Source organism: Leptolyngbya sp. Cla-17, assembly GCF_016807185.1.
In the GTDB taxonomy this organism is placed as follows: domain Bacteria; phylum Cyanobacteriota; class Cyanobacteriia; order Leptolyngbyales; family Leptolyngbyaceae; genus ULC077BIN1.
On record NZ_JAEVYN010000002.1, the window covers coordinates 1026636 to 1046966 of the forward strand.

A 20331-nucleotide genomic window follows, 5' to 3' on the forward strand; every position below is an offset into this window, starting at 1 on the left:
TTTCTTTGCCTCTTGAATATCGACTGGTTATGCAAACTTAATTTTACGGTAGGCGCAGGAATTAGGCAGTGCGAAATGTGGAGGAAAGTTGTGAGTCGTGAATTTTAAGTTCTGCATTCAACCTCGCCATTCGCCAACGACATTTGGGCTAGCGCAAAAATGGGGGACGTTTTACATCCACAGGTTTAGCTTTAATGACTTCATCCATAAATCGCTTGAGGGCTTGTTCGCGATTTTTCATAAATGCAGCCCAAAAGCCGGGATGAAATTCATCCATTGTTTTTGCGATCGCCCAAACATCCACCGCTAAAATATTCTGCAACATTTCATCTTCCCGCTTGAGGGAATTGATTTGCTCCATTAAAATCCGTTCTTTAGAAGTCTGCCGATGATCATCTTTAGCCGTTGTCATAGTTCAATCCGTAAAACTTGATTCACCAATCGACGGTGATGCGGTTCAGGAGTCAGGGATAATAAAAGCTGACAAGTGATTTATAGCGCGACTGATTGTAATTCTATGCTACGTCAAATTTCCTTGGGAATGGTGGGGTTAGTGGTCGGTGGCATTCTAACCATCCTCGGCTTTGTTGCCTACTTTATTCTCGATAATGCCACCCTCAATTTGGTGGGTTTTTTCTATGGAATTCCTATTTTGCTGGGTGGCTTGGCGCTGAAAGCTTCTGAGCTAGAACCTGCTCCATACTCTCAGCCGACCTCTGAATCAATCGTGGCACTGCGCGATCGCCAAGCCACTGCCACTCAAACCCAGATCCGTAAAGATGTGACCCGGTTTCGCTATGGGCAACGTGCTCATCTGGATACCTCCCTCAAAGCATTGAAGCTCAGCCCTACTGATGAAGAATGTCCCATGTTGCAGAATATTCGGGAAGAGGAAACTGACGGAGCCTACACGCTGGTGCTGCAATTTGAGTCACCGTTTTTCCCTGCCCAAGCCTGGAAAGATAAAGAACAAAAACTGACGAGCTTTTTTGGTCCTGGCGTTCGAGTAGAAGTAAATGCCCTCGATGATGAATTGGTGGAGGTCGCTTTAATTTCCACTCCTCAAATCAGCGAAGCTCCTGTGGCGGCATGAGCAAAACCCTACAACGTCCAAAGTTACCGCTGCTTCGCTGGCTTCAGTCGGCAGATAGCCACATGCTGGCTGGAATGATTGTAGTGAGTACAGTGATTTTATTTCTGTGCAGTAGCATTCGGCATGGATTGTTTCACTCCACGGCTTATGATCTTGGCTATTTTGATCAGCTAGCCTATCTGCTGAGCCAGTGGTTGCCGCCTGTGATTTCCTTTTGGGGCTATCACTTTTTAGGCGGACACGCGGATTGGATTATGTACTTTGTGGCGCTCCCGTACAAAATTTATCCTTCGGTGTTTTGGTTGTTAGCGATTCAAGCGATCGCGCTGGCGATCGGTGCTTTGCCTACTTACCATTTAGCGCGTCAGGCTGGACTAAAAAACGGTCAGTCAACCGCAATCACGGCGGCTTATTTGCTGCATCCATTAATTTTTAACCTGAATCTATTTGATTTTCATCCAGAGGTGATTGCTCTGCCGCTGGTTTTGACCTCTATTTTGGCGGCAAGGCGCAATCAAATTGGCTGGTTTGTTTTGTGCCTAATCCTGATTTTGGGCTGTCGCGATGCCCTATCGCTGACGGTGTTTGCCATGGGTTTTTGGCTGTGGCTCTTTGAGAAGAGGCTGAAGTGTGGCGCGATCGCGCTGATACTAGGCGGCGGCTGGTTTCTGTTTGCCACACAGATCCTCATTCCTTCCTTCCCGCCAGGTGGTGTGATCTCGGTTGCCCGATTTGACTATCTGGGCAGTTCGGTCGGGGAAATTGTCCTGAATTTATTCTTAAAACCCAATTTGGTTTTATCCGCTCTATTCACCCTGCCCAATCTGCAATATCTTTGCCTAATATTTTTACCTGTTATTTGGGGTTTATCGCTGCGCCATCTGGCACCGCTAATCGCGATTGTTCCCACCCTACTGCTGAATCTGCTTAGCACGCTGGAAACCCAAAAGGATTTGTTGCATCAGTATTCTCTGCCAGCGCTACCGTTTCTGATGGTGGCAATCATTGCGGCACTTGCAGATGGAAGAGGGTTGGTACAAAGTCAGCGGGGAATTTTTCTTTGTTCGTTAATTGGCTTTTTGGCGCTAGCAAAGTTTGGCTATTTTGGCGATCGCTACCTTAACTCCTTAGATACCTGGCAGGCAACCCGGAGCGCTATCACTTACGTTCAGCCCCAAAGCCGCCTTTTGACCACAGCATTCATAGCACCTCATCTAACCCATCGCCCAATGGTTAAGTTGGCGATCGCAGGCACAGAATCCATTGACTTAGGGCAGTTTGATGAAGTGCTGCTGAATGTGCGCCATCCCGGTTGGGCAAGCACTCCCAGCCTTCAGCAGGGCTTAGTTGATCGGCTCCAGCGCGATGCTCGGTTTAAGCCTTTAGTGGAACAAGATGGCGTGTACTTATTTACTCGCTGAAAGAGCCCATACTGAAGGAACTTATGGGTAATTTGACTGTAAAAAACCATTTGAAAACTTTTGTGCCAACGAGATCGCTGCTAGGGCTGCTCATAGTCAGCGCGGCGATTTTTTTGGCAAGCAGCACGCTGCGACATGGATTATTTCATTCCAATGCCTGGGATTTAGGCATTTTTGATCAACCGCTCTATTTACTGAGTCGAGGATTGCCACCCATTTCTTCCATCATTGGGGTACATATTCTGGGCGACCATGCCGCCTGGATCTTTTATCCTCTGGCAGGCTTGTACTGGCTCTACCCGAATGTGCATTGGTTGTTTGCAGTGCAGGCTCTTTCTCTAGCGCTAGGAGTTTTGCCAACTTACCATCTGGCAAAGCAAGCAGGATTAAGGGAACAGCAGGCATTGGCGATCGCTACCGCCTACTTGCTCTATCCCCTGATCTTTAACCTGAATTTGTTTGACTTTCATCCTGAAGTGATTGCTTTGCCGTTGATCCTGACAGCCGTTTGGCTGGCACGCGCCGATCTCCTGTTGGGCTTTGTAATCTGCATTGTGGTTGCGCTGGGTTGTCGAGATGCCCTAGCGTTAACTGTCGCGGCAATGGGCGTGTGGCTGATTGTGTTTGAGAAAAGACCCCTGTATGGCGCGATCGCTTTTGTCGCGGGGTTAGTCTGGTTTTATTTAGCAACTCATGTGATTTTGCCGTATTTTCAGACTGCTGGCGTGTTGGGATTAGCGCTCTATGCTGAATTGGGCAACTCCATTCCCGAAATCGCCTTAAATTTAGTGCTTAAACCAGATGTGGTTTTGCGGCGAGTGATGACTTTCAGTAACCTCGGTTATCTAGTGATTCTGTGCGTTCCCCTGGCCTGGGGATTGGCTCCACGCCATTTCGCGCCTTTGGTGGCGGCAGTTCCGCAATTAGCGATGAATCTGCTGTCTGAAAAGGAAGTACAAAAAAACTTAGTGCATCAATATTCCCTGCCCATTCTGCCATTTATGCTGCTAGTGGTGATTGCTTCTTTAGCAGCAGACGACACTTGGATTCAGCGCCCCAAAACCATTGTGCTGTGGTCGCTGGTGGCGTTTATGGCGCTGGGACAGTGGCATTTATTTGGCACTCGCTACCTGAGTAAGCTGAGTACCTGGCAGGCAACCCGCAGCGCGATCGCCCATGTCACTACTGAAAACTCTGTTTTAGCTCCAGCTGCTCTGACGCCCCATTTGAGCCATCGTTCCACGATCAATGTCGTCAGCAAGACGACAGATGTGAGGTTAGAAAACTACTACTATTTGCTGTTGAATCAGCGTCATCCTGGAGGATTAAGCACTCCTGAAATTGTTTTAGATTTAGTGAATCAGGCAAAGAAAAATCCTTGTTTTCAACTTAGTTTTCAGCAAGATGATGTTTTTCTGTTCCAAAATAGTTGTGGAGTGAAATGATTGGGTCTAACTGGATTGCAAAGCGCACTTTTCTTTACCCAGGTTTAGCGATCGCGGTTTGGTTGCAACAGGGGTTGATTTGGTTGGCGATCTCTCATACACAAGGTATATCCTGGCTAACGCTATTAAACCATTGGGATGCAGAGCATTACAGCATCATTGCAACCCAAGGCTATCAGGGTCCAAATTGGGCTTTTTTCCCGCTCTATCCACTGCTGGTTCGATGGTGGGCATTGGTAACGGGATTGTTGGCAGTGCCCCAGGTTGTAGGCACACTGCTGTCGTCGTTAATTTTTTTGGGGTGGCTGGCAGTAGTGGTTTGCTTGCAATCTTCACAAAAAAATTCTGAAGCAATCCAAGCGGGTCTACTGCCCAAGACTTATTGGGGTTGGTTGCTGTTTTTGTATTCGCCAGGGTCGTTCATTTTTCACTCGCACCATACCGAATCTCTGTTTCTTCTGCTGTCTTATCTTGCATTTGCTGCTGCAGTTTTCCAAAAACCGAGAGTGGCAACGATCTTAGCTGGACTGGCGGGGCTAACCCGCAACCAGGGATTTTTTGTTCTTCTTTGCGTCGCGCTAATTGTTGCTACCCACCCACGCGATCGCAGGGATCAAGTACGCCATTTCATTTTGATTTGCTTAGGTGGGATCGCAATTATGCTGCTATTTCCTCTGTATCAATATTGGCAAACGGGCAATCCTTGGCAATCGATACAGGCGCGGTCAAACTGGAGCCACGCTACATCTTGGTTCTCGATGCTACAAACGTTGTGGTTTGGTAACCCTTGGCAAAATACAAAGTTAGGTTCCCTCCTTCATCATGCCGTTTATGGACTTTTGATTGGCGGAACCGTGTTGCTGTGGCGGGTGTCTCGTCCCCTTGCTCTTTACACTGCCTTATCTTTGGGAGTTATTCTTTCGGGGGGTGAGTTGATTAATACGTTTCGCTACGGTGCGGTGTTATTTTCTGTTTGGTTTGTTTTGGGCGATCGCCTATCCCAGTTCCCCACCTGGTTCAAGATTATTTCTTTGACGCTGATGATTGTCCTAAACTACTCAGTGACTTGGAGCTATGCACTTGGCAGATGGTCTTATTGACCATTTACTTAATTTCTGCCTTCTTTATCTCTGCTCTTGATCTTCAGGATAAAGAGATAGACCGTAAAGCCTCGGATGCATGACATCATGGAGTTTAGACAGATCTCCAATTAGAAGTAGGATTTCGCGTCTTTGCAGACATGATTCACTGGCAAAAGGAACCTATGGAAGAAGAGTATTTGGCATTTGAGGTGGATGGCCAGGTGTACAATACGACTGCCACACCGAAAGAGCCGCCCACCAACGACGAGTATGAGCGCTATGGACCTGTGGAAGACGTGATCGACCAGATGAATCGAACTCGCTTAATGATTCGTACATGCGCGATCCAAGCCGTCAGCGCCTTTCGCGACTTTGGGGTAGCAGACGTGCAGGAAGTCAATCTTAAATTTGGCGTAAAACTGGGCGGTAAAGCGGGTGTTCCCTACATCACCGAAGGGTCAGCCGAAAGCAACCTGGAAATTTCTGTGAAGTGTACCTTTCCACCCAAAGCTGTGCCGCCGACTTCGCCCTCACCCTAACCCTCTCCCATTGGGAGAGGGAATTAAACTCTTGTAGTTAAAGCGTTACCGTCTTCTGCCAAAGCTGCGACTGCGGGAGCCGCTGCCAAAACCAGTTCTAGAAGGCTGGCGGTAGCTTGGAGTATTGCTACGGCGGAGGGTATTAGTGCCAAAACCTGCTCCAGTGGAACGATCGCGCCCGGTTGTCCGTCGCTGACTTGTGGTTGGTGTTCTCAAGTTTCCGGTACTGCGTACTGTTTGGCGATTACGAACTGCTGCTGGAGGGGTATTATAGCGCTGCTGATAGCCGCTGACTGCCTGACTATAGTTTCTACCATAGCCGCCAAAGCCACTGATCCCGCCAGGTTGATACATCGGCGGAACGTAATATTGAGGTCTAAATAGCAAGCTGCCGATCGCCTGACCTGCTAGCGCACCTGCAAAGGGCGACCAAAAACTAGATTCTTGGCGTACAACTACCCGTTCTGTTTGCCCGGTTTGTGGATTGGCTTGCTCTTCCGTTACATTATGCACGTAATCAATTTTGAAATCTTTTTCGACGTGCATTGAAGCTTGCTTATTTTCCAATTTTAGGTAGTTCTTCTGTCCCTTTGAGATTTCTTCACCGGTTAGTTGAGCCATTTGCAAGTCGGTGGTGCGATAGGCAGAAGACTCACCTGGCTTTGTATTCAGCAGCATGACAGTGTATTCGCCATCGGCATCGTTATAGGTTGCCTGCTGCACAGGATATTGCCCATCACTCAAACGATTTTGAGCAACACTTGCTGTCCGAGCGCTGGGGTTTGGCGATGATCCACCCTGAGTAGGGCTGCCTCCGCAAGAAATTGTCGTTACGGTCAAACTCAAAACCATTGCATAGACAAGAAATCGACGGAGTATGTTCATAGTAGGAAAGTATTGGGAGTAGAGTAGCAATTCAAAAGAGTGTGGTTACAGGCGAAATGTGAAACTGCGCGACTTCGGTAGGGATCGTTTCACAAACTGCCCTACTGCACCTTTGATTTATTACAACGGAATCAACTCCGGGAAATGGAGGATTAACTGGTCAGAGGTCAACTCATCTCCGAGTTGGGCTGGAGAGAAATGAATCTGCACAGCGCGCAATCGGTCTTGATAGTGTAGATTAGTCAATGCTTTCAGAGCAGTTTTTAGAGCGCTGATATTAGAAAGATCGGTTTCTAAGGCGGGCTCATCACCTTCGTAGGCAACCGTCAACATCACAATCAGGTTCTGGGTAATGGGTACTGATAAAACGTCGTCAGATGCCTCTAAGCCTTCTACCTCTATGCCGCTGTGGTAGCGCTGGGCAGAGTCGGTAAACAGTTCCTCAACAAAGTCTCCCGCTTCTCCTTCATCCCAAAAAACGTCCCCTTCGTTTGCCACTGACTGCCAATAGACATCGTATTGCAGAAGGCTTTGGCAGATTTCCGCCAGCCCTTCACCAAAAGCCTGAATATCTCCATCTTGGTCTATAGCATGACGTGCGGAGCTGTTTAGCACTCCTAGCAAAGGAGCTACTTCCTTGCCAGTCAAGTGAAGAAATAGGCGAAAAACGACAAAGCGTGTTTTGCCTGTCATTTGGTTAAAGCGATCGCCTAAGGAACCCATCCTTACTGCCTCCAATGTATGACCAGATCTGTCATTTCATAAACCATACTTCTACTTTAAATCACTCTCTTCAAGAGTCTTCAGGTAGATACTAGACCATTATTGGAGAGATAGCCGTATAAGGAAGACGAGGGGCAGGAGGTGAAGGGTGATTAAAGAAGTAATCTGTTCGGAGTTTGGAGTTCGGAGTTCGGTGTTCGTCCTCATCCTAATCGAGCCAATATCCCCAATAGTGTTTTGCTCTTGGGCGTTAGCAGCGTGCGGCGGTAGGCATCGGTGGCTTTCTTAAAGGGTGATTAAAGAAGTAATCTGTTCGGAGTTTGGAGTTCGGAGTTCGGTGTTCGTCCTCATCCTAATCGAGCCAATATCCCCAATAGTGTTTTGCTCTTGGGCGTTAGCAAAGTTCGGCGGTAGGCATCAGCGGCTTTCTTGATAGCTTCTGCTTGCGTGGGATAGGGATGGATAACCGTAGAAAGCTTGCTAAGTCCGATTTTGGCAGTGATGGCGAGGGTGATTTCGCTGATCAAGTCTCCAGCGTAAGCGGCAACGATGGTTGCGCCCATAATTTCGTCGGAACCGCGCTTGTGCAGAATTTTGACGAAGCCATTTGTTTCACCATCCGCGATCGCCCGATCAACGGTGCCGAAAGGAATTTTAATCACGTCAACTTCAAGTCCTTTGGCGATCGCCTCCTGCTCATACAGCCCGACATGAGCAATTTCGGGTGAGGTGTAAGTACTCCAAGGCATGACCAAACTGCTGAGCTTTGAGCGCCCCAAACCAAAGGGAGAAAAGAGGACATTTTTAATCACAATACGGGCGGCGGCATCGGCGGCGTGGGTAAATTTCCAGTTCATGCAAATGTCGCCAGCGGCGTAGATGTTGGGGTTGGTGGTTTGCAGATAGTCATTTATGATCACGCCTTGGTGCGGATCGTAGTTCACGCCAACCTGTTCTAAATTCAGTCCTTCTACGTTAGGCGATCGCCCTGCCCCAATCAAAATTTCATCTACAGTAATGCATTCTGGCTGACCGTTTCGAGTAAAGTGCAACACTTTGCCTGCATCAGTTGTTTCCACGCGCTCAAGTTGGGAGTTGAGTTGAAGCTGAATGCCTTCCTCCACAAAGACCTGCTGAATGATGGCAGCGGCATCGTCATCTTCGCGATTGAGGAGATGATCGCTGTTGTGGAACAGCACAACCTCACTTCCTAAACGTTGGAACGTCTGCGCCAGTTCACATCCAATGGGTCCACCGCCAATTACGGCTAATCGATTGGGGCGATCAGTCAGGTTAAATACTGTTTCATTGGTTAGAAAGCCTGCTTCCGCCAGTCCTGGAATAGTCGGATGGCTTGCCCGTGCGCCAGTGGCAATCACCGCCTTTTTGAACCGCAGGATTGAGCTATCCACCTCAATTGTGTTGCTGGTGTGAAAGTGTCCCTGTCCTAAAAACACATCCACACCCAACTTCTGCATCCGATGGACGGAGTCATTAGGGCTAATCTCGGCTCTAATTTGTCGCAGCCGTGCCATGACGGCGGGAAAATCGACCTCGATTGCCCCATTTACTTTCACCCCAAAGCGACCGCTGTTTCGCAGTTCGGCAGCCACCCGCGATGAGCGAATCATGCATTTGGAGGGTACACAGCCAACATTGAGGCAATCACCACCCATTAAGCGCTTCTCAATCAGCGCCACTTTTAAGCCTAGTCCTAATCCGGCGGCTCCAGCAGCAACGACTAAGCCTGCGGTTCCAGCTCCAATCACTACTAAATCGTAGCGTTCAGCGGGGATCGGGTTCACCCAATCCACTGGATGCACCTGGGCAATTAGGGTTTGATTAAAGTCATCTAAGGGCGAGATGAGGGAGTCAGTCGGTCGGAGGGACATTGACAGGGTTTCCTGAGACACTTTCAGCCAGGGCTTTTTTGGCAATGCGGGTGAGGTAGAACGTGACTGCGATCGTGGCAACCAGACCAATAATGCGAATCACCCATTGAGCCGCTTGAGCTTCGGAACTTAAGGGTTGCTTCGCCGCGATCCCAGTCAAATTGCCTGCCAAAGAACCTAAGTAAACATACAAAATAGTTCCTGGCAACATGCCAATCGAACCCAGTATGTAGTCCTTTAGGGAAACTTTGGTCACGCCAAAGGCATAGTTCAACAGGGTAAACGGAAAAATCGGCGAGAGGCGAGTCAGCAGCACAATTTTGAAGCCATCTTTGGCAACTGCTGCTGAAATAGCGTTGAAGGTAGTGTTTCCGGCAATTTTTTTGCTGACCCACGCTTGAGCTAGATAGCGACCGATCAAAAACGCAAGGGTTGCTCCCAGGGTTGCGGCAATGAATACGTAAAGCGATCCCCACACTACGCCGTAAATTGCACCACCGCCCAAAGTAAGCAGAGATCCAGGAATAAACAGCACGGTCGCCAGGTTGTAGATCAAAATGTAAGCCACCACGCCGATCGCTCCCAAATCTTTGACCCAAACCAGGGAGTTCTGTAGAGCCGTTTGAATCAATTCAATCAGGTTCATGGAACTTGGCGTGATGGCTTGTCAAACGGTGAAAAAGTGAAGGAGCAACCTATCCTCCACCCCTGTGCTCAAAAAACTTAGCCTTCATCAAGGATACGCTCTTGGGCAGATTTGAGGGCTTGACGAACTTGGTCGAAACCCGTGCCACCATAACTATTGCGGGCAGCCACAACTTGCCGGGGATCAATCGCACTGTAAATATCCGCTTCAAATTTGGGATGCAGGGCTTGCCATTCCTCTAAAGTTAAATCCTTCAGTAGTTTGCCTTGCTCCAGTGAGGTTTTGACTACCTTGCCCACCAGGTTATAGGCTTCGCGGAAAGGAACGCCTTTGGTTGCTAAATAGTCTGCCACATCCGTTGCGTTGGAAAAGTCTTCACTAACGGCAGCTTGCAAGCGATCGCGGCGAAACTCCATCCCTTCTCTTAGCAAAATTGTCATCGCTTCTAGACAAGACTGCACAGTCAGCACCGCATCAAATAGCGCTTCTTTGTCTTCCTGCAAATCTTTGTTGTATGCCAGCGGCAAGCCTTTCATCAGCACTAGCAGCCCTTGCAAATGCCCAAAAACACGCCCGGTCTTGCCACGCACCAGTTCCGGAACATCCGGGTTTTTCTTTTGGGGCATGATGCTGGAACCCGTGGAGCAGCTATCTTTGAGCGTGATAAAGCGAAACTCTTCCGATGCCCACAAAATCACTTCTTCAGATAAACGGCTGAGATGCACCATGATGATGCTGGAAGCACAGAGGAACTCGATCGCAAAGTCGCGATCGCTGACTCCATCCAGGCTGTTGGCATACACGCCACCAAAATTGAGCAACTCAGCGGTGTAGTGGCGATCGATCGGAAACGTTGTACCTGCCAGTGCGCCTGATCCTAAAGGCGATACATTCACCCGCTGATAAATTTCACCCAAACGCTGCCAATCACGCTGCGCCATTTCAAAGTACGCCAGCAAATGATGGGCAAGACTGAGCGGCTGCGCGCGCTGCAAATGGGTGTAGCCAGGGATCAAGGTTTCAACATTTTGCTCTGCTAGGGTCAGCAGCACGGCTTGGAACTCGCGGAGTCTCTCACGAATTAGTTGGATCTGCGATCTCAAATAAAGGCGGGTGTCAGTGCCGACCTGATCATTGCGCGATCGCGCAGTGTGGAGCTTCTTGCCCACATCGCCCACCAACTCAGTCAGGCGACGCTCCACGGCAAAATGCACGTCTTCGGCTTCAATGCCGGGAGTAAATTGACCTGTCCGATATTCCTGACGAATTTGCTCCAGTCCAGCGACTAGTTGTTCGCCCTCATCCACCGAGATAATGCCCGTATGCGCCAGCATTTTGGCATGGGCTTGGGAACCGGTCAGATCGTATTCAATCAGTTGAATATCGAAGCCGATGCTGGCATTAAATCGGGCGATCGCGGGATGCAGCGCCGACTCAAATCGTTGGCTCCAAGTTCCAGATTGATTAGAATCAGCCGATGTAGAAGCAGAGTGTTGCACAGGGTTATTCAAAGCAAAAACTATCCAGATTCAGTGATTCATCTATTGAACCTGATCAACTGAAGATCTAAAGTTCACAGATTAACCAAAACTGGTAAATGTTTTAACCATGTATCCAAAAACAATCCCCGCGATAAACGCAGCCAGTTGTCCTGTCTTTACAAAGTTATTCCACCAAACGCCAATATCTTTGCTTAAATCAGTGGGTTTAAGATTCTGAGCTAGAACTGGAAAATCTGAAGGCAAATGCCAGGAAATCAGCGGAAGTGAATCGACCCAATGAGCGCTGCTAATCAACAGCGATCCAGTATCGTGAATCATATGCATCACCATATTCTTTGCTCCTGTCTAAGTCTTGCAGTCTCAAGAGGATAATCTTACAGCAAGAGTACTAGAACATTGAATCATCTAAACGCAATACCCTGACAAAGAGTTTTTCTGTGCTCAACTATTATTTCAAGGCTAGCGATCGCCCAACCAAAAAATCTAATCGTCAAAAGGGCTGCACTCGCATCACAATCAATGTCATATCGTCTTCATTGCGACTGCCAGACCCAATAAAATCTTGAACTTTATCAAATAAATGGTCCAGAATCTCTTGAGGAGACTGACACCGTTCACATGCTGATTGAAACGCTTTCGTCAGATTTTCTTCATCAAAGCGCTCTCCCCCCTGATTGGCAGCATCTGTAAAGCCATCGGTGTAATAAATCAGTGTGTCGCCTTCCTGGAGCTGAATTTGGGCATCTTGATAGTGCGTATCAGCATCTAGCCCGATCAGCATTCCCAAAGTATCCAAGCGTTTGATCGTTCTGGTCGCAGCGTGCCACAGCAACGGCGGATTGTGGGCGGCATTGCTATAGGACAAGATTCGCGTTTGCGGATCGTACTCCGAATAAAATAGAGTGACGAATCGATTGGAGTTCTCTAAATCGGCATACATGACCCGGTTGAGGTGTTGTAAAATTCGGGCAGGCGAGTGACCATTTAGCACTTCAGCCCGCAACATGCCGCGAGTCATGGTCATAATCAGTCCAGCCGGAACGCCTTTACCCATAACGTCGCCGATCGCTACACTCCATTTTGCGGTTTCGCTACCGCCATCTCGCTTAGAGCGAATTTGGTCGTAGCTTGCCGGAATGAAGTCGTAGAAGTCGCCGCCAACTCGGCTAGCCGTCAGACATCGAGCCGCCAGCTCTACTCCTAAAATTTTGGGACAGTGGCGAGGCAGTAGTCGCAGTTGAATTTCTGCACCAATTTCTAGTTCACGATCAAGCCGTTCTTTTTTGCGAAGCTCAACCGATAGTTCGTCGTTTTCAATGGCAACCGCTGTTTGATCCGCCACCAACCGCACCAGCTTTTGGCGCGTTTCCGTCCACGTGTATTGGGGATCGCGACTGAACACATACAAACGACCCCGCTCTGCATTCTTAACTAGAATGGCTGTGCCAAAAAGCTGAACATTTGCTCCTAAGTAGTAACTAACCTGACGATCCAAATCGGCAATCGCCTGCGGTGTAGGTGCGATCGCTCCATCACCGCGATGGGCAAACGCAGGTGACTGTCGTGTGGCGGTTTCCAACGCTTTCCGCAAATCTTTGCTCCAGCGACTGTCTTGGCAGTGCAGCCGTTCTAAGCGGACCTGTCCATTAGATTTAAACAGCAACAGCGCTCCCCCATCACAATCGGTAACCCGACTCGCCATCAGTGGAATTAGCTCTAAAAACTGATTGAGATTGTTAAAGCTACGTAGCGCAAATCCTAAAGAACTCAGCAAATCTTGAATTTTATGCTGCTCTCGATTAAGACGTGCTACTAACTCTTTTAACGCAAACACAGGTGTCACCTCTGGAGGCATATTGCTACCAGTGAAGTCGGGTGGCTGAGAGGGTTGTCGAGGAAGAGGCACAGCGGTCATCAGGGCAACATTTGGCGAAAGGATAGCCAACTTAGAAGGACAAGCAATCGTTCTGGAGGATAACTAAAACAATCTCTATTCATTTCTTAAAGATTGGTCGGTTTAGCAACACTCGCAAAAACTCTGAGGAGTCAAAGTCAGGTAAGCATAACCCGGTTTATCAAAAATGAGTGGGTGATTTTTAGATATGTTTTCAGGGATTTTGGAGAAGACACGATCGCCATTCGTATTTAGTTCTATCAACTTTACAAGATGAATGCTGGATTTGGGACAAGATCATACCAGAGCATGTCATTTATTCATTGCTCCCCTGAATCACGAGGATTTATGCCAATTTACCCATCTGGTTTAGTATGGGGAAGCTATGGCTCGGTCTAAGATTTTTGCTGATCAACAAAGCCTGCAATTCGTAAAAAGTTGGCGAAGTTTTCCATGGGATCTCTATGGGAATCGCCATTTGTCTCTACTACACGACCCCGACACAAGATACTGAGCTATGAAAGCCACTAATTCTTCCCCTTGGACTCCACTAATTCTTAAACTAATTGGAGCCTTACTCCTTTTAACCAGCCTAATTGACTATCTTGTGCTGCTTTCAACCGCAAAGTTCCAAGATAGCCAGTGGGTCATCACCTTTACAACTCAAGTCGTTGATCGCGGAGTTTTCCCCCTAATCGGGTTAGCGCTGCTGTTTACTGGTTTTTGGCTAGAGGCTAACAGCAGCGATGCAACCCGGACTGCACCTTGGCTCAGACTAACCGCTCTCGTTTTATCCAGCTTGCTAGGGCTATTCTTTTTACTGATAGTGCCTTGGAATGTTGTTGGCACGCGTGACGCAGTGGATGCTCAAATGAAGCAGATTGGTCAAGAAGCCACTAAGGCAGAAAGCCAAATTGATGCTCAAATACAGCAATTTAGAGGTCAATTAGATTCTCAGCTAGCCCAAATTGATCAGCTTATTAGTAGTGGGCAGCTACAAGATCCTCAGTTAGCTCAAGCAAAACAGCAGCAGACCCAACTGAAGCGGCTGAAGTCTGATCCCAAAGCATTTGACGCAGAAATTGCTCCCAAGAAAACTGAAGAACTGAGCAAAATTAAAACGCGCAAACAAGAGTTGGAAAGTCAAACTCAGGGTAATGCGCTACGCTCAGGGCTGAGAACTGGGCTGAACAGTCTGCTATTGGCGATCGGCTACATCATTATTGGTTGGAGTGGTCTACGGCAAATGCTATAGACGTGAACTAAATAAGGGTACTGATGCAAAGTTTTCATTTAACTAAAATAGGTGGTAGTGCACTAAAGGATTGTGGGGTAGGTAACGACATCCTGCCAGGTCCAAGGCTGCTCAGCCAGTTTTGCTCGTTGAGCCGCAGTTGTTTTGAATCGACTATGCCGCCAAATCCAATTGAAATAGCTGACTACTAAGCGTGTTGTCACTTTCGTTTGCTCCCACAGCTTGCCGAACTTGTTTTGCCTGCGGTGCCATCGAGCAGTTTGTTGTCGGACGATGCCGTTGGTTCGCTCTAAGCGCTGCGTTTTGTCTTTGCCAACATAGTGCAGAATTTCAGGCGGAAGGACTCGTTCATAGCCTCCCCAGTCATCACTGTTCCACTGTTTGCAAGCCGTTTTTCCCTGTGTACTAATTACCAATTCCTCAATAAGTTCGTCTGTATGCTTGCCCACTCGTGCCGCTAAAATCAGTCCACTGGAGTCCGCTAAACTCAGACCTATCCAGCAGTCTCCCACTTCTAATTCATTGGAAAGACATTGCTTCTGTTTTTTTGCACGAAAGACCACATCTCATCCGCACTCCCCTCTGCGGTTGCCACTTGCTTGACCTGGTCGTTATGAATTAGCTGAGCCTTGGCACTCGATGCCCGAACAATACTGACCACGGTGTTGTATGCCAAGCCTGTAATTCGGCTAATCCCTCGTAAGCTGCTGCCCTCACTATGAGCTTGTAGCACCTGCTGAACTTGTTCCGGACTCACTCGTCGCCAGTAGTACAGCGTGTCAAAGCTCTCACAGAAGGTTTGCTGGCAGTGAGGGCAGAAATAGCGTTGGTGTCCATTGGGCAGCTTGCCATGCTTATGACACTTAGGATGACCACAAAGTCGGCATTCCATAGCTTCTTGAGGGGAAAGAATTGATCCTACTTTACCAAGCCCACAATCCTTTAACGCACAATCAAATAGGTGTCGTATCGAGTACTTCACACAGTTATGTTGAATGATTATGACCTGACCTCTCTATTTGGAAAGATTCGGTGCTATCACATCAGGAAAACTGTCAAAATTTCGCTTTACCCAATCCATTCCTACTTCATTATTAAGCTTGATTTTCTGGGGAGTATTCGGGTAAAGCTTGCCCAAAATATCTGCGTCTTGATCCACAACGACCTGACCAAACTTGAGATAAGTTCCGCCCAATAGCTTAAAGACCGGATGCTTAGCCTGACCAAAGAGCAAGATGTAAGTTCGGGTGCGATTTTCAGCTTCTGGCACAAAGATATGACATTGTGCCGCCTTACCTAGGGGCATTTCTCCGTGAAAAATTACTAGGGACGGAAAATGGTTTTCTAGATGTGCTTTGATCGTGCTGGGCAGCAACATTAAATCTGGCTTCCTGAGCTTCTCTGCCAAGGTGTAGGGAGCGGTGGGCATGTCATAAAATGCATGGGAGTGGTGTCCTTCGTCGATGAACTGATGAAAGTCTACTTTTGTGATCCGAAATAAGTCCCGATGGGTACCGTTTTGATGATTGTAATCGTGCATATTTAGCAGCATGGTCAGCAAATCTGTCTCAATGCTGCGATCGCCGATATGCCCCACAAAGTAATAGCTATTTGCGATCTCATTCAGCACCGTAGGAATCGGAATTTTCGGTTCATGGCCTCCATAAGACCAAATGAAATCTCCTTGAATGATCAGATCTAAAGGTTGCAATTGGGGCAAGGTTTTTTTATTTGATCCGGGTAAAACGGTGCAGCCTGCGGCATCAAACTGCAAGGCATGAAACGGACAGACGATCGCGCTTGTGCCATTATTTTGTTCACACCATCCCTCCGACAGCATGGCTCCCATATGGGGACAAGCATTGGGTAGCGCATGAACTGCTCCAGTCGCGTCTTTCCACATGACATAGTCAGTTGCATAGAGAGAAATTTTTTTGGGTTGGTTTACGGTCAGCATAGACTTGTGCGCCAACAACCAAGGCGCACCGGGAAGCATAGACTGCATGGTGTTCTCCGCTCGATATAGAATTGTGAAAAATCCGTCGTGTTACGACAATATGACAGAATATTCACGTTCGTCAAGCCTCCAGTCGTCGAATACGTTGCGCCGTCAACCGAAACAGCAGCGCGGCAAAGAAAGAGTCGAAAAAATTCTGGATGCTGCTGCTGCCGTATTTGACGAGGTGGGTTATGCAACAGCAACCACTCATTTGATTGCCGCAAAAGCGGGAACGGCGATCGGATCGTTGTATCAGTTTTTTCCGGATAAAGCCGCGATTTTTAAGGCGATGGAGTTACGCCATGTGGAGCGGGTCAAACTCATGTGGGCACAGGTAAACATCCCGGAAATTATCAAGTTGCCGCTGCGTCAGATGATCCATGCGCTTGCTACTGGTGTAGCCAAGCTGTTTGAGCAACCCGTATCGCGGGTAGTATTTGTGCAGTTTTACACAGCACGCGAGATTTTTCAGGCGATCGACGAAAGTATGACCCAAGAAGCCATCAACTTTCTGGCGAATATCTTGATACAACGAAACTCTGCTTTAGAGCAAGCGCACTGTCGATTGCTAGCAGAAGTTTGTGTTCATAGTAGCAATGCTGTCACGCTGGCGGCGCTTCGCACGTCTAACTTGGAAGAGCGTCAACAATTGACTCAACAAATTGAAGAGTTGCTAGTGTCATATTTAAAGCCATATGTGGGGGATAATCTATCGGACGATGTAATGAAAGTAATGAAATGCCCCCATTGTCAATCAGAGCAGTTATCGAAAAATGGGTATCGTCGGGGAAAACAGTGCTATCGCTGCAAGGCTTGTGGGAAACAGTTTGTGGAATCCAGGCGAGCGCTCAATTTATAAGGCAAGCTAGGTTAATGTGCAGAATACGCACTGCTGAGAGGGAAAAGCGATCGCCAGAAGGAAAGCTACGCCATAATCCGCTTTAATCAAAATGGCTTTTAGCGTTGTGATGATTTCAACTCTAAAATTCAAGCATGGTTATTAGTTTGGATGAGTGATGGCATCAACGGCATCGAACGAGATTCCCCAAGTGAACTCTACGGCACTCGAAGTGCAACTGTCAGAGGCGCAGCAGCACTATCAGTCAGGGAATCTGGTGGAAGCAGAGGCAGTTTATCGCCAAATAATTCAGCAAGATCCGCGTCAGGTGGAAGCGCTGTTTTGGTTGGCATTGCTAGCGGATCAAGCAGGGAGATCGCAGGACAGCATCAATTGCTACGAGCAAGTGCTAACGCTTCAGCCCAATTCAGCCGAAACGCATGGCAACTTGGGATCGGTGCTGCTGAAGCTGGACAGGGTTGAAGAGGCGATCGCTCATCATCGGCAGGCTTTAGCGCTTATTCCTAACAATGCCAAGGCTCACTACAATTTGGCGATCGCCCTATACGAACAGAAACAAGATCAGGAAGCCATTGTGCTCTATCAACAGGCGATCGTGTTGCAGCCTGATTATGCCAATGCTCACCACAATTTAGGCATGACGCTTCATCGCCAAGCCAAGCCAGAAGAGGCGATCGCCTGTTATCGCCAAGCGGTGCAGCTAGAGCCGAACCATGCCAGCGCTCACAACAGTTTGGCGGTGGCGCTGTATCAACAAAATAAGCTGGATGAGGCGATTGAGCATTATCAACAGGCGATCGCTATTTATCCCGGCTATGTTAATGCCCACGACAATTTAGGCATTGCGCTGAAGCAACAGGGCAAATTGGAAGATGCAGCGATCCACTTTCAGCAGGCGATCGCTTTCAATCCCAGTTACGCCAATGCCTATATCAACTTGGGCAACGCCATGCGGGAACTGGGTCGATTTAACGAGGCGATTGCCTACTGCGAGGAATCCATTCGCCTCCAGCCTACCAACGCCGATGCCCGCAACACCTACGGCTGTGTGCTGGTAGACCTGGCGCGATTTGTAGACGCAATCGCCTGCTTTGAAGATGCTGTGCGCTTGCGTCCCGACTTTGCCGATGCTCACTTGAACATGGGCATTATTTTGCTGCAAATTGGTGAATTTCGACGTGGTTTTGAGGAGTATCACTGGCGCTGGAAAACTAAACAGTGTCCCGATCTTCGCTATACCCAGGCGCTTTGGACGGGAGAAAACCTGAACGGCAAAGTGATTTTGCTGACGGCAGAACAAGGGTTTGGAGATACCATCCAGTTTGCTCGCTATGCGCCGATGGTGGCAGCCCGTGGTGGCGAAGTGATCATCGCCTGCCAAAAACCACTGTTGCGATTAGTAGCCACCGTTCCCGGTGTTAGCCGCTGCGTCGATCGCGACAAAGACAACATCGACATTCACACCCACGCGCCGTTGCTGGAACTGCCCTACATTTTGGGCACCACCACCGACACCATTCCTGCCACTGTGCCTTACCTCTCACCGTCTGACCAGTCCGTAATTCGGCTAGAAGTGCCGCCTGATACCCGCCTGAAAATCGGCATCGTTTGGGCAACCAACCCCAGCAATTCCACTTCTAGCAAGCGTTCCTGCTCCCTCAGTCATTTCATTTCCCTGCTCAAAGTGCCCGGAATTGCGCTCTATAGTCTGCAAAAAGAACAGCCACCGACCGATCTCGCCCTGTTGCACACCCCTCGCCTGCAAGATTTACAAGACCAACTCACCGATTTTGCCGATACTGCTGCCGCGATCGCCCAGCTCGATCTAGTTATCACCGTGGATACTGCCGTCGCCCACCTCGCCGGAGCCTTGGGCAAGCCCACCTGGACACTGCTGCCCCACATTGCCGACTGGCGCTGGCTCACCGATCGCGACGACAACCCCTGGTATCCCACCATGCGCCTGTTCCGCCAAAACCAACCTGCCACTTGGGACGAGCTATTTACACGCGTTGCTGCTGCACTTGATCAAGAACTGACCCAACCGTCTCCACTCCAGCAATCATCCACGCCCCCTGCCCCAATCGTCCTTCCTCAAACCCCGCATCCCGAACCCCGTTCGCATAGCGTCTCCCTAGCTTCTGCTTCCCACAGGGTAGGAGTTACCCCAAACCCTGAACCCCGAACTCCATCTTCTCCCATCCTCTCCCTCACTGGCTTCAACCGCATTAAGCAATGTCGCCACGGCATGATGTTGTTTAACGTCAGTGACTTAGGCGTAGGGCGATCGCTCGATTTATACGGCGAATGGAATGAAGGAGCCGTGAACTTGTTTCAATCGTTGGTGCACCTTGGCAATACTGTCGTAGAAGTGGGCACAGACATTGGAGCGCACACCATCTTTTTTGCCAAAACAGTTGGCTTGCAAGGAAAGGTGATTGCGATCGAGCCTGAACGGATGCCGTTTCAAATGCTGTGTGCAAACTTGGCGCTCAATAGTATTACCAACACCTACAGCCACCCAATCGCTTTGGGAGAAACCGCTGGCTCTTTACCCCTAACCGCGATTTCCAAACAGCCCTCCTCCCAAACCGTTCTTGTAACCAATAGCGCCCCCAAAGAACAGGTGCAAATTGCTACCCTCGACAGCTTTGGCATTACCCAATGCCGCTTACTGAAATTGGATGTAGCAGGCATGACCCTGCCCGTCTTAAAAGGAGCGACTCAAACCCTCCAGTGCTGTCAACCAGCGCTGTATTTAGTGGGATTGATAGATGTTGCCGTTACTCATTATCTCAGAACGCTTGGCTACGACCTATACTGGCATCGCCCTCTCCTTTATAACCCTAATAACTTCATCCAAAATTCACGCAACGTTTTCGACAATAAAGCGCAAGCTAACATGTTGGGTTTCCATCGCTCTCAAAACATCACAGTCAACGGGCTAGAGCCAGTCTGATTTGCAATATTTTTCTCTAACCAACTGGCACATAGGTCAAGATTATTTCAAGATTTTCCTGCAAGATCCATGATGTGATTGGATAGATGTATGTTCAGGTGCATGAACTATGAAAGCCGTGGACAAGGAGTGAAACC

General features: G+C 48.6%; 18 protein-coding genes. 8 read left to right on the forward strand and 10 right to left on the reverse strand.

Going from position 1 to position 20331, the window contains the following annotated elements; translation table 11 throughout:
* Positions 1–148 precede the first annotated feature (148 nt).
* Complete coding sequence (locus JOY44_RS15875) at positions 149–412, reverse strand: hypothetical protein (RefSeq protein ID WP_171574621.1); 264 nt, start codon at positions 410–412, stop codon at positions 149–151.
* Positions 413–517: 105 nt separating this feature from the next.
* On the opposite strand from JOY44_RS15875, the gene JOY44_RS15880 reads away from it, so the two are divergent.
* From JOY44_RS15880 to JOY44_RS15900, 5 genes are all read left to right on the forward strand, one after another.
* A complete protein-coding gene (locus JOY44_RS15880) occupies positions 518–1093 on the forward strand; it encodes a DUF2854 domain-containing protein (RefSeq protein WP_171574622.1) in 576 nt (191 codons plus the stop codon).
* Positions 1090–2514, forward strand: coding sequence for a DUF2079 domain-containing protein (locus JOY44_RS15885; RefSeq protein WP_197985482.1), 1425 nt, complete (start codon positions 1090–1092; stop codon positions 2512–2514). Before JOY44_RS15880 ends, JOY44_RS15885 begins: the two co-directional genes overlap by 4 nt.
* 23 nt (positions 2515–2537) lie before the next feature.
* Positions 2538–3959, forward strand: a complete 1422-nt coding sequence (locus tag JOY44_RS15890) for a DUF2079 domain-containing protein (protein WP_171574623.1) — start codon at positions 2538–2540, stop codon at positions 3957–3959.
* Positions 3956–5059 (forward strand): hypothetical protein, encoded by a 1104-nt coding sequence (locus JOY44_RS15895; protein ID WP_171574624.1) that lies wholly within the window; start codon positions 3956–3958, stop codon positions 5057–5059. The genes JOY44_RS15890 and JOY44_RS15895 overlap by 4 nt, the downstream gene beginning before the upstream one ends.
* Positions 5060–5223: 164 nt before the next feature.
* The gene (locus tag JOY44_RS15900) at positions 5224–5580 is read left to right on the forward strand and encodes a CU044_2847 family protein (protein WP_203032035.1); all 357 of its coding nucleotides are present in this window, start codon (positions 5224–5226) and stop codon (positions 5578–5580) included.
* Between the two features lie 45 nt (positions 5581–5625).
* On the opposite strand, the gene JOY44_RS15905 is transcribed toward JOY44_RS15900, so the two are convergent.
* From JOY44_RS15905 to JOY44_RS15935, 7 genes are all read right to left on the reverse strand, one after another.
* Entirely contained in the window at positions 5626–6432 is an 807-nt protein-coding gene (locus JOY44_RS15905) for a hypothetical protein (RefSeq protein WP_242541791.1), read from the reverse strand.
* 153 nt (positions 6433–6585) lie between these two features.
* Positions 6586–7188 (reverse strand): DUF1517 domain-containing protein, encoded by a 603-nt coding sequence (locus JOY44_RS15910; RefSeq protein WP_171574626.1) that lies wholly within the window; start codon positions 7186–7188, stop codon positions 6586–6588.
* 347 nt (positions 7189–7535) lie between these two features.
* Positions 7536–9080, reverse strand: a complete 1545-nt coding sequence (locus JOY44_RS15915; RefSeq protein ID WP_171574627.1) for a mercuric reductase — start codon at positions 9078–9080, stop codon at positions 7536–7538.
* Positions 9061–9726 carry a TVP38/TMEM64 family protein gene (locus JOY44_RS15920; protein ID WP_171574628.1) on the reverse strand — a complete coding sequence of 222 codons (666 nt, stop codon included), beginning with the start codon at positions 9724–9726 and terminating at the stop codon, positions 9061–9063. Before JOY44_RS15920 ends, JOY44_RS15915 begins: the two co-directional genes overlap by 20 nt.
* A 77-nt stretch (positions 9727–9803) precedes the next feature.
* A complete protein-coding gene (argH, locus tag JOY44_RS15925) occupies positions 9804–11237 on the reverse strand; it encodes an argininosuccinate lyase (protein ID WP_242541792.1) in 1434 nt (477 codons plus the stop codon).
* Between the two features lie 69 nt (positions 11238–11306).
* Positions 11307–11558 (reverse strand): hypothetical protein, encoded by a 252-nt coding sequence (locus JOY44_RS15930; protein WP_171574629.1) that lies wholly within the window; start codon positions 11556–11558, stop codon positions 11307–11309.
* A gap of 160 nt (positions 11559–11718) precedes the next feature.
* Entirely contained in the window at positions 11719–13143 is a 1425-nt protein-coding gene (locus JOY44_RS15935; RefSeq protein ID WP_171574630.1) for a PP2C family protein-serine/threonine phosphatase, read from the reverse strand.
* 496 nt (positions 13144–13639) lie between these two features.
* On the opposite strand from JOY44_RS15935, the gene JOY44_RS15940 reads away from it, so the two are divergent.
* Complete coding sequence (locus JOY44_RS15940; RefSeq protein ID WP_171574631.1) at positions 13640–14377, forward strand: HpsJ family protein; 738 nt, start codon at positions 13640–13642, stop codon at positions 14375–14377.
* A 62-nt stretch (positions 14378–14439) separates the two neighbouring features.
* Here JOY44_RS15940 and JOY44_RS15945 read toward each other — a convergent pair.
* Both JOY44_RS15945 and JOY44_RS15950 read right to left on the reverse strand, forming a co-directional pair.
* Positions 14440–15269, reverse strand: a protein-coding gene (locus JOY44_RS15945; RefSeq protein WP_171574632.1) for an IS1 family transposase whose coding sequence is annotated in 2 segments (ribosomal slippage) — positions 14440–14925 and positions 14928–15269 — 828 coding nt in all. Because the reading frame shifts where the segments join, the coding sequence is not laid out codon by codon here.
* Positions 15270–15392: 123 nt separating this feature from the next.
* On the reverse strand, positions 15393–16382 hold the full coding sequence (locus JOY44_RS15950) for a Rieske 2Fe-2S domain-containing protein (protein ID WP_171574633.1): 990 nt from the start codon (positions 16380–16382) through the stop codon (positions 15393–15395).
* 52 nt (positions 16383–16434) lie between these two features.
* Here JOY44_RS15950 and JOY44_RS15955 point away from each other — a divergent pair, with 52 nt between their 5' ends.
* Entirely contained in the window at positions 16435–17235 is an 801-nt protein-coding gene (locus tag JOY44_RS15955) for a TetR/AcrR family transcriptional regulator (RefSeq protein ID WP_197985484.1), read from the forward strand.
* Between the two features lie 157 nt (positions 17236–17392).
* Positions 17393–20194, forward strand: coding sequence for an FkbM family methyltransferase (locus JOY44_RS15960; protein WP_171574635.1), 2802 nt, complete (start codon positions 17393–17395; stop codon positions 20192–20194).
* Positions 20195–20331 lie beyond the last annotated feature (137 nt).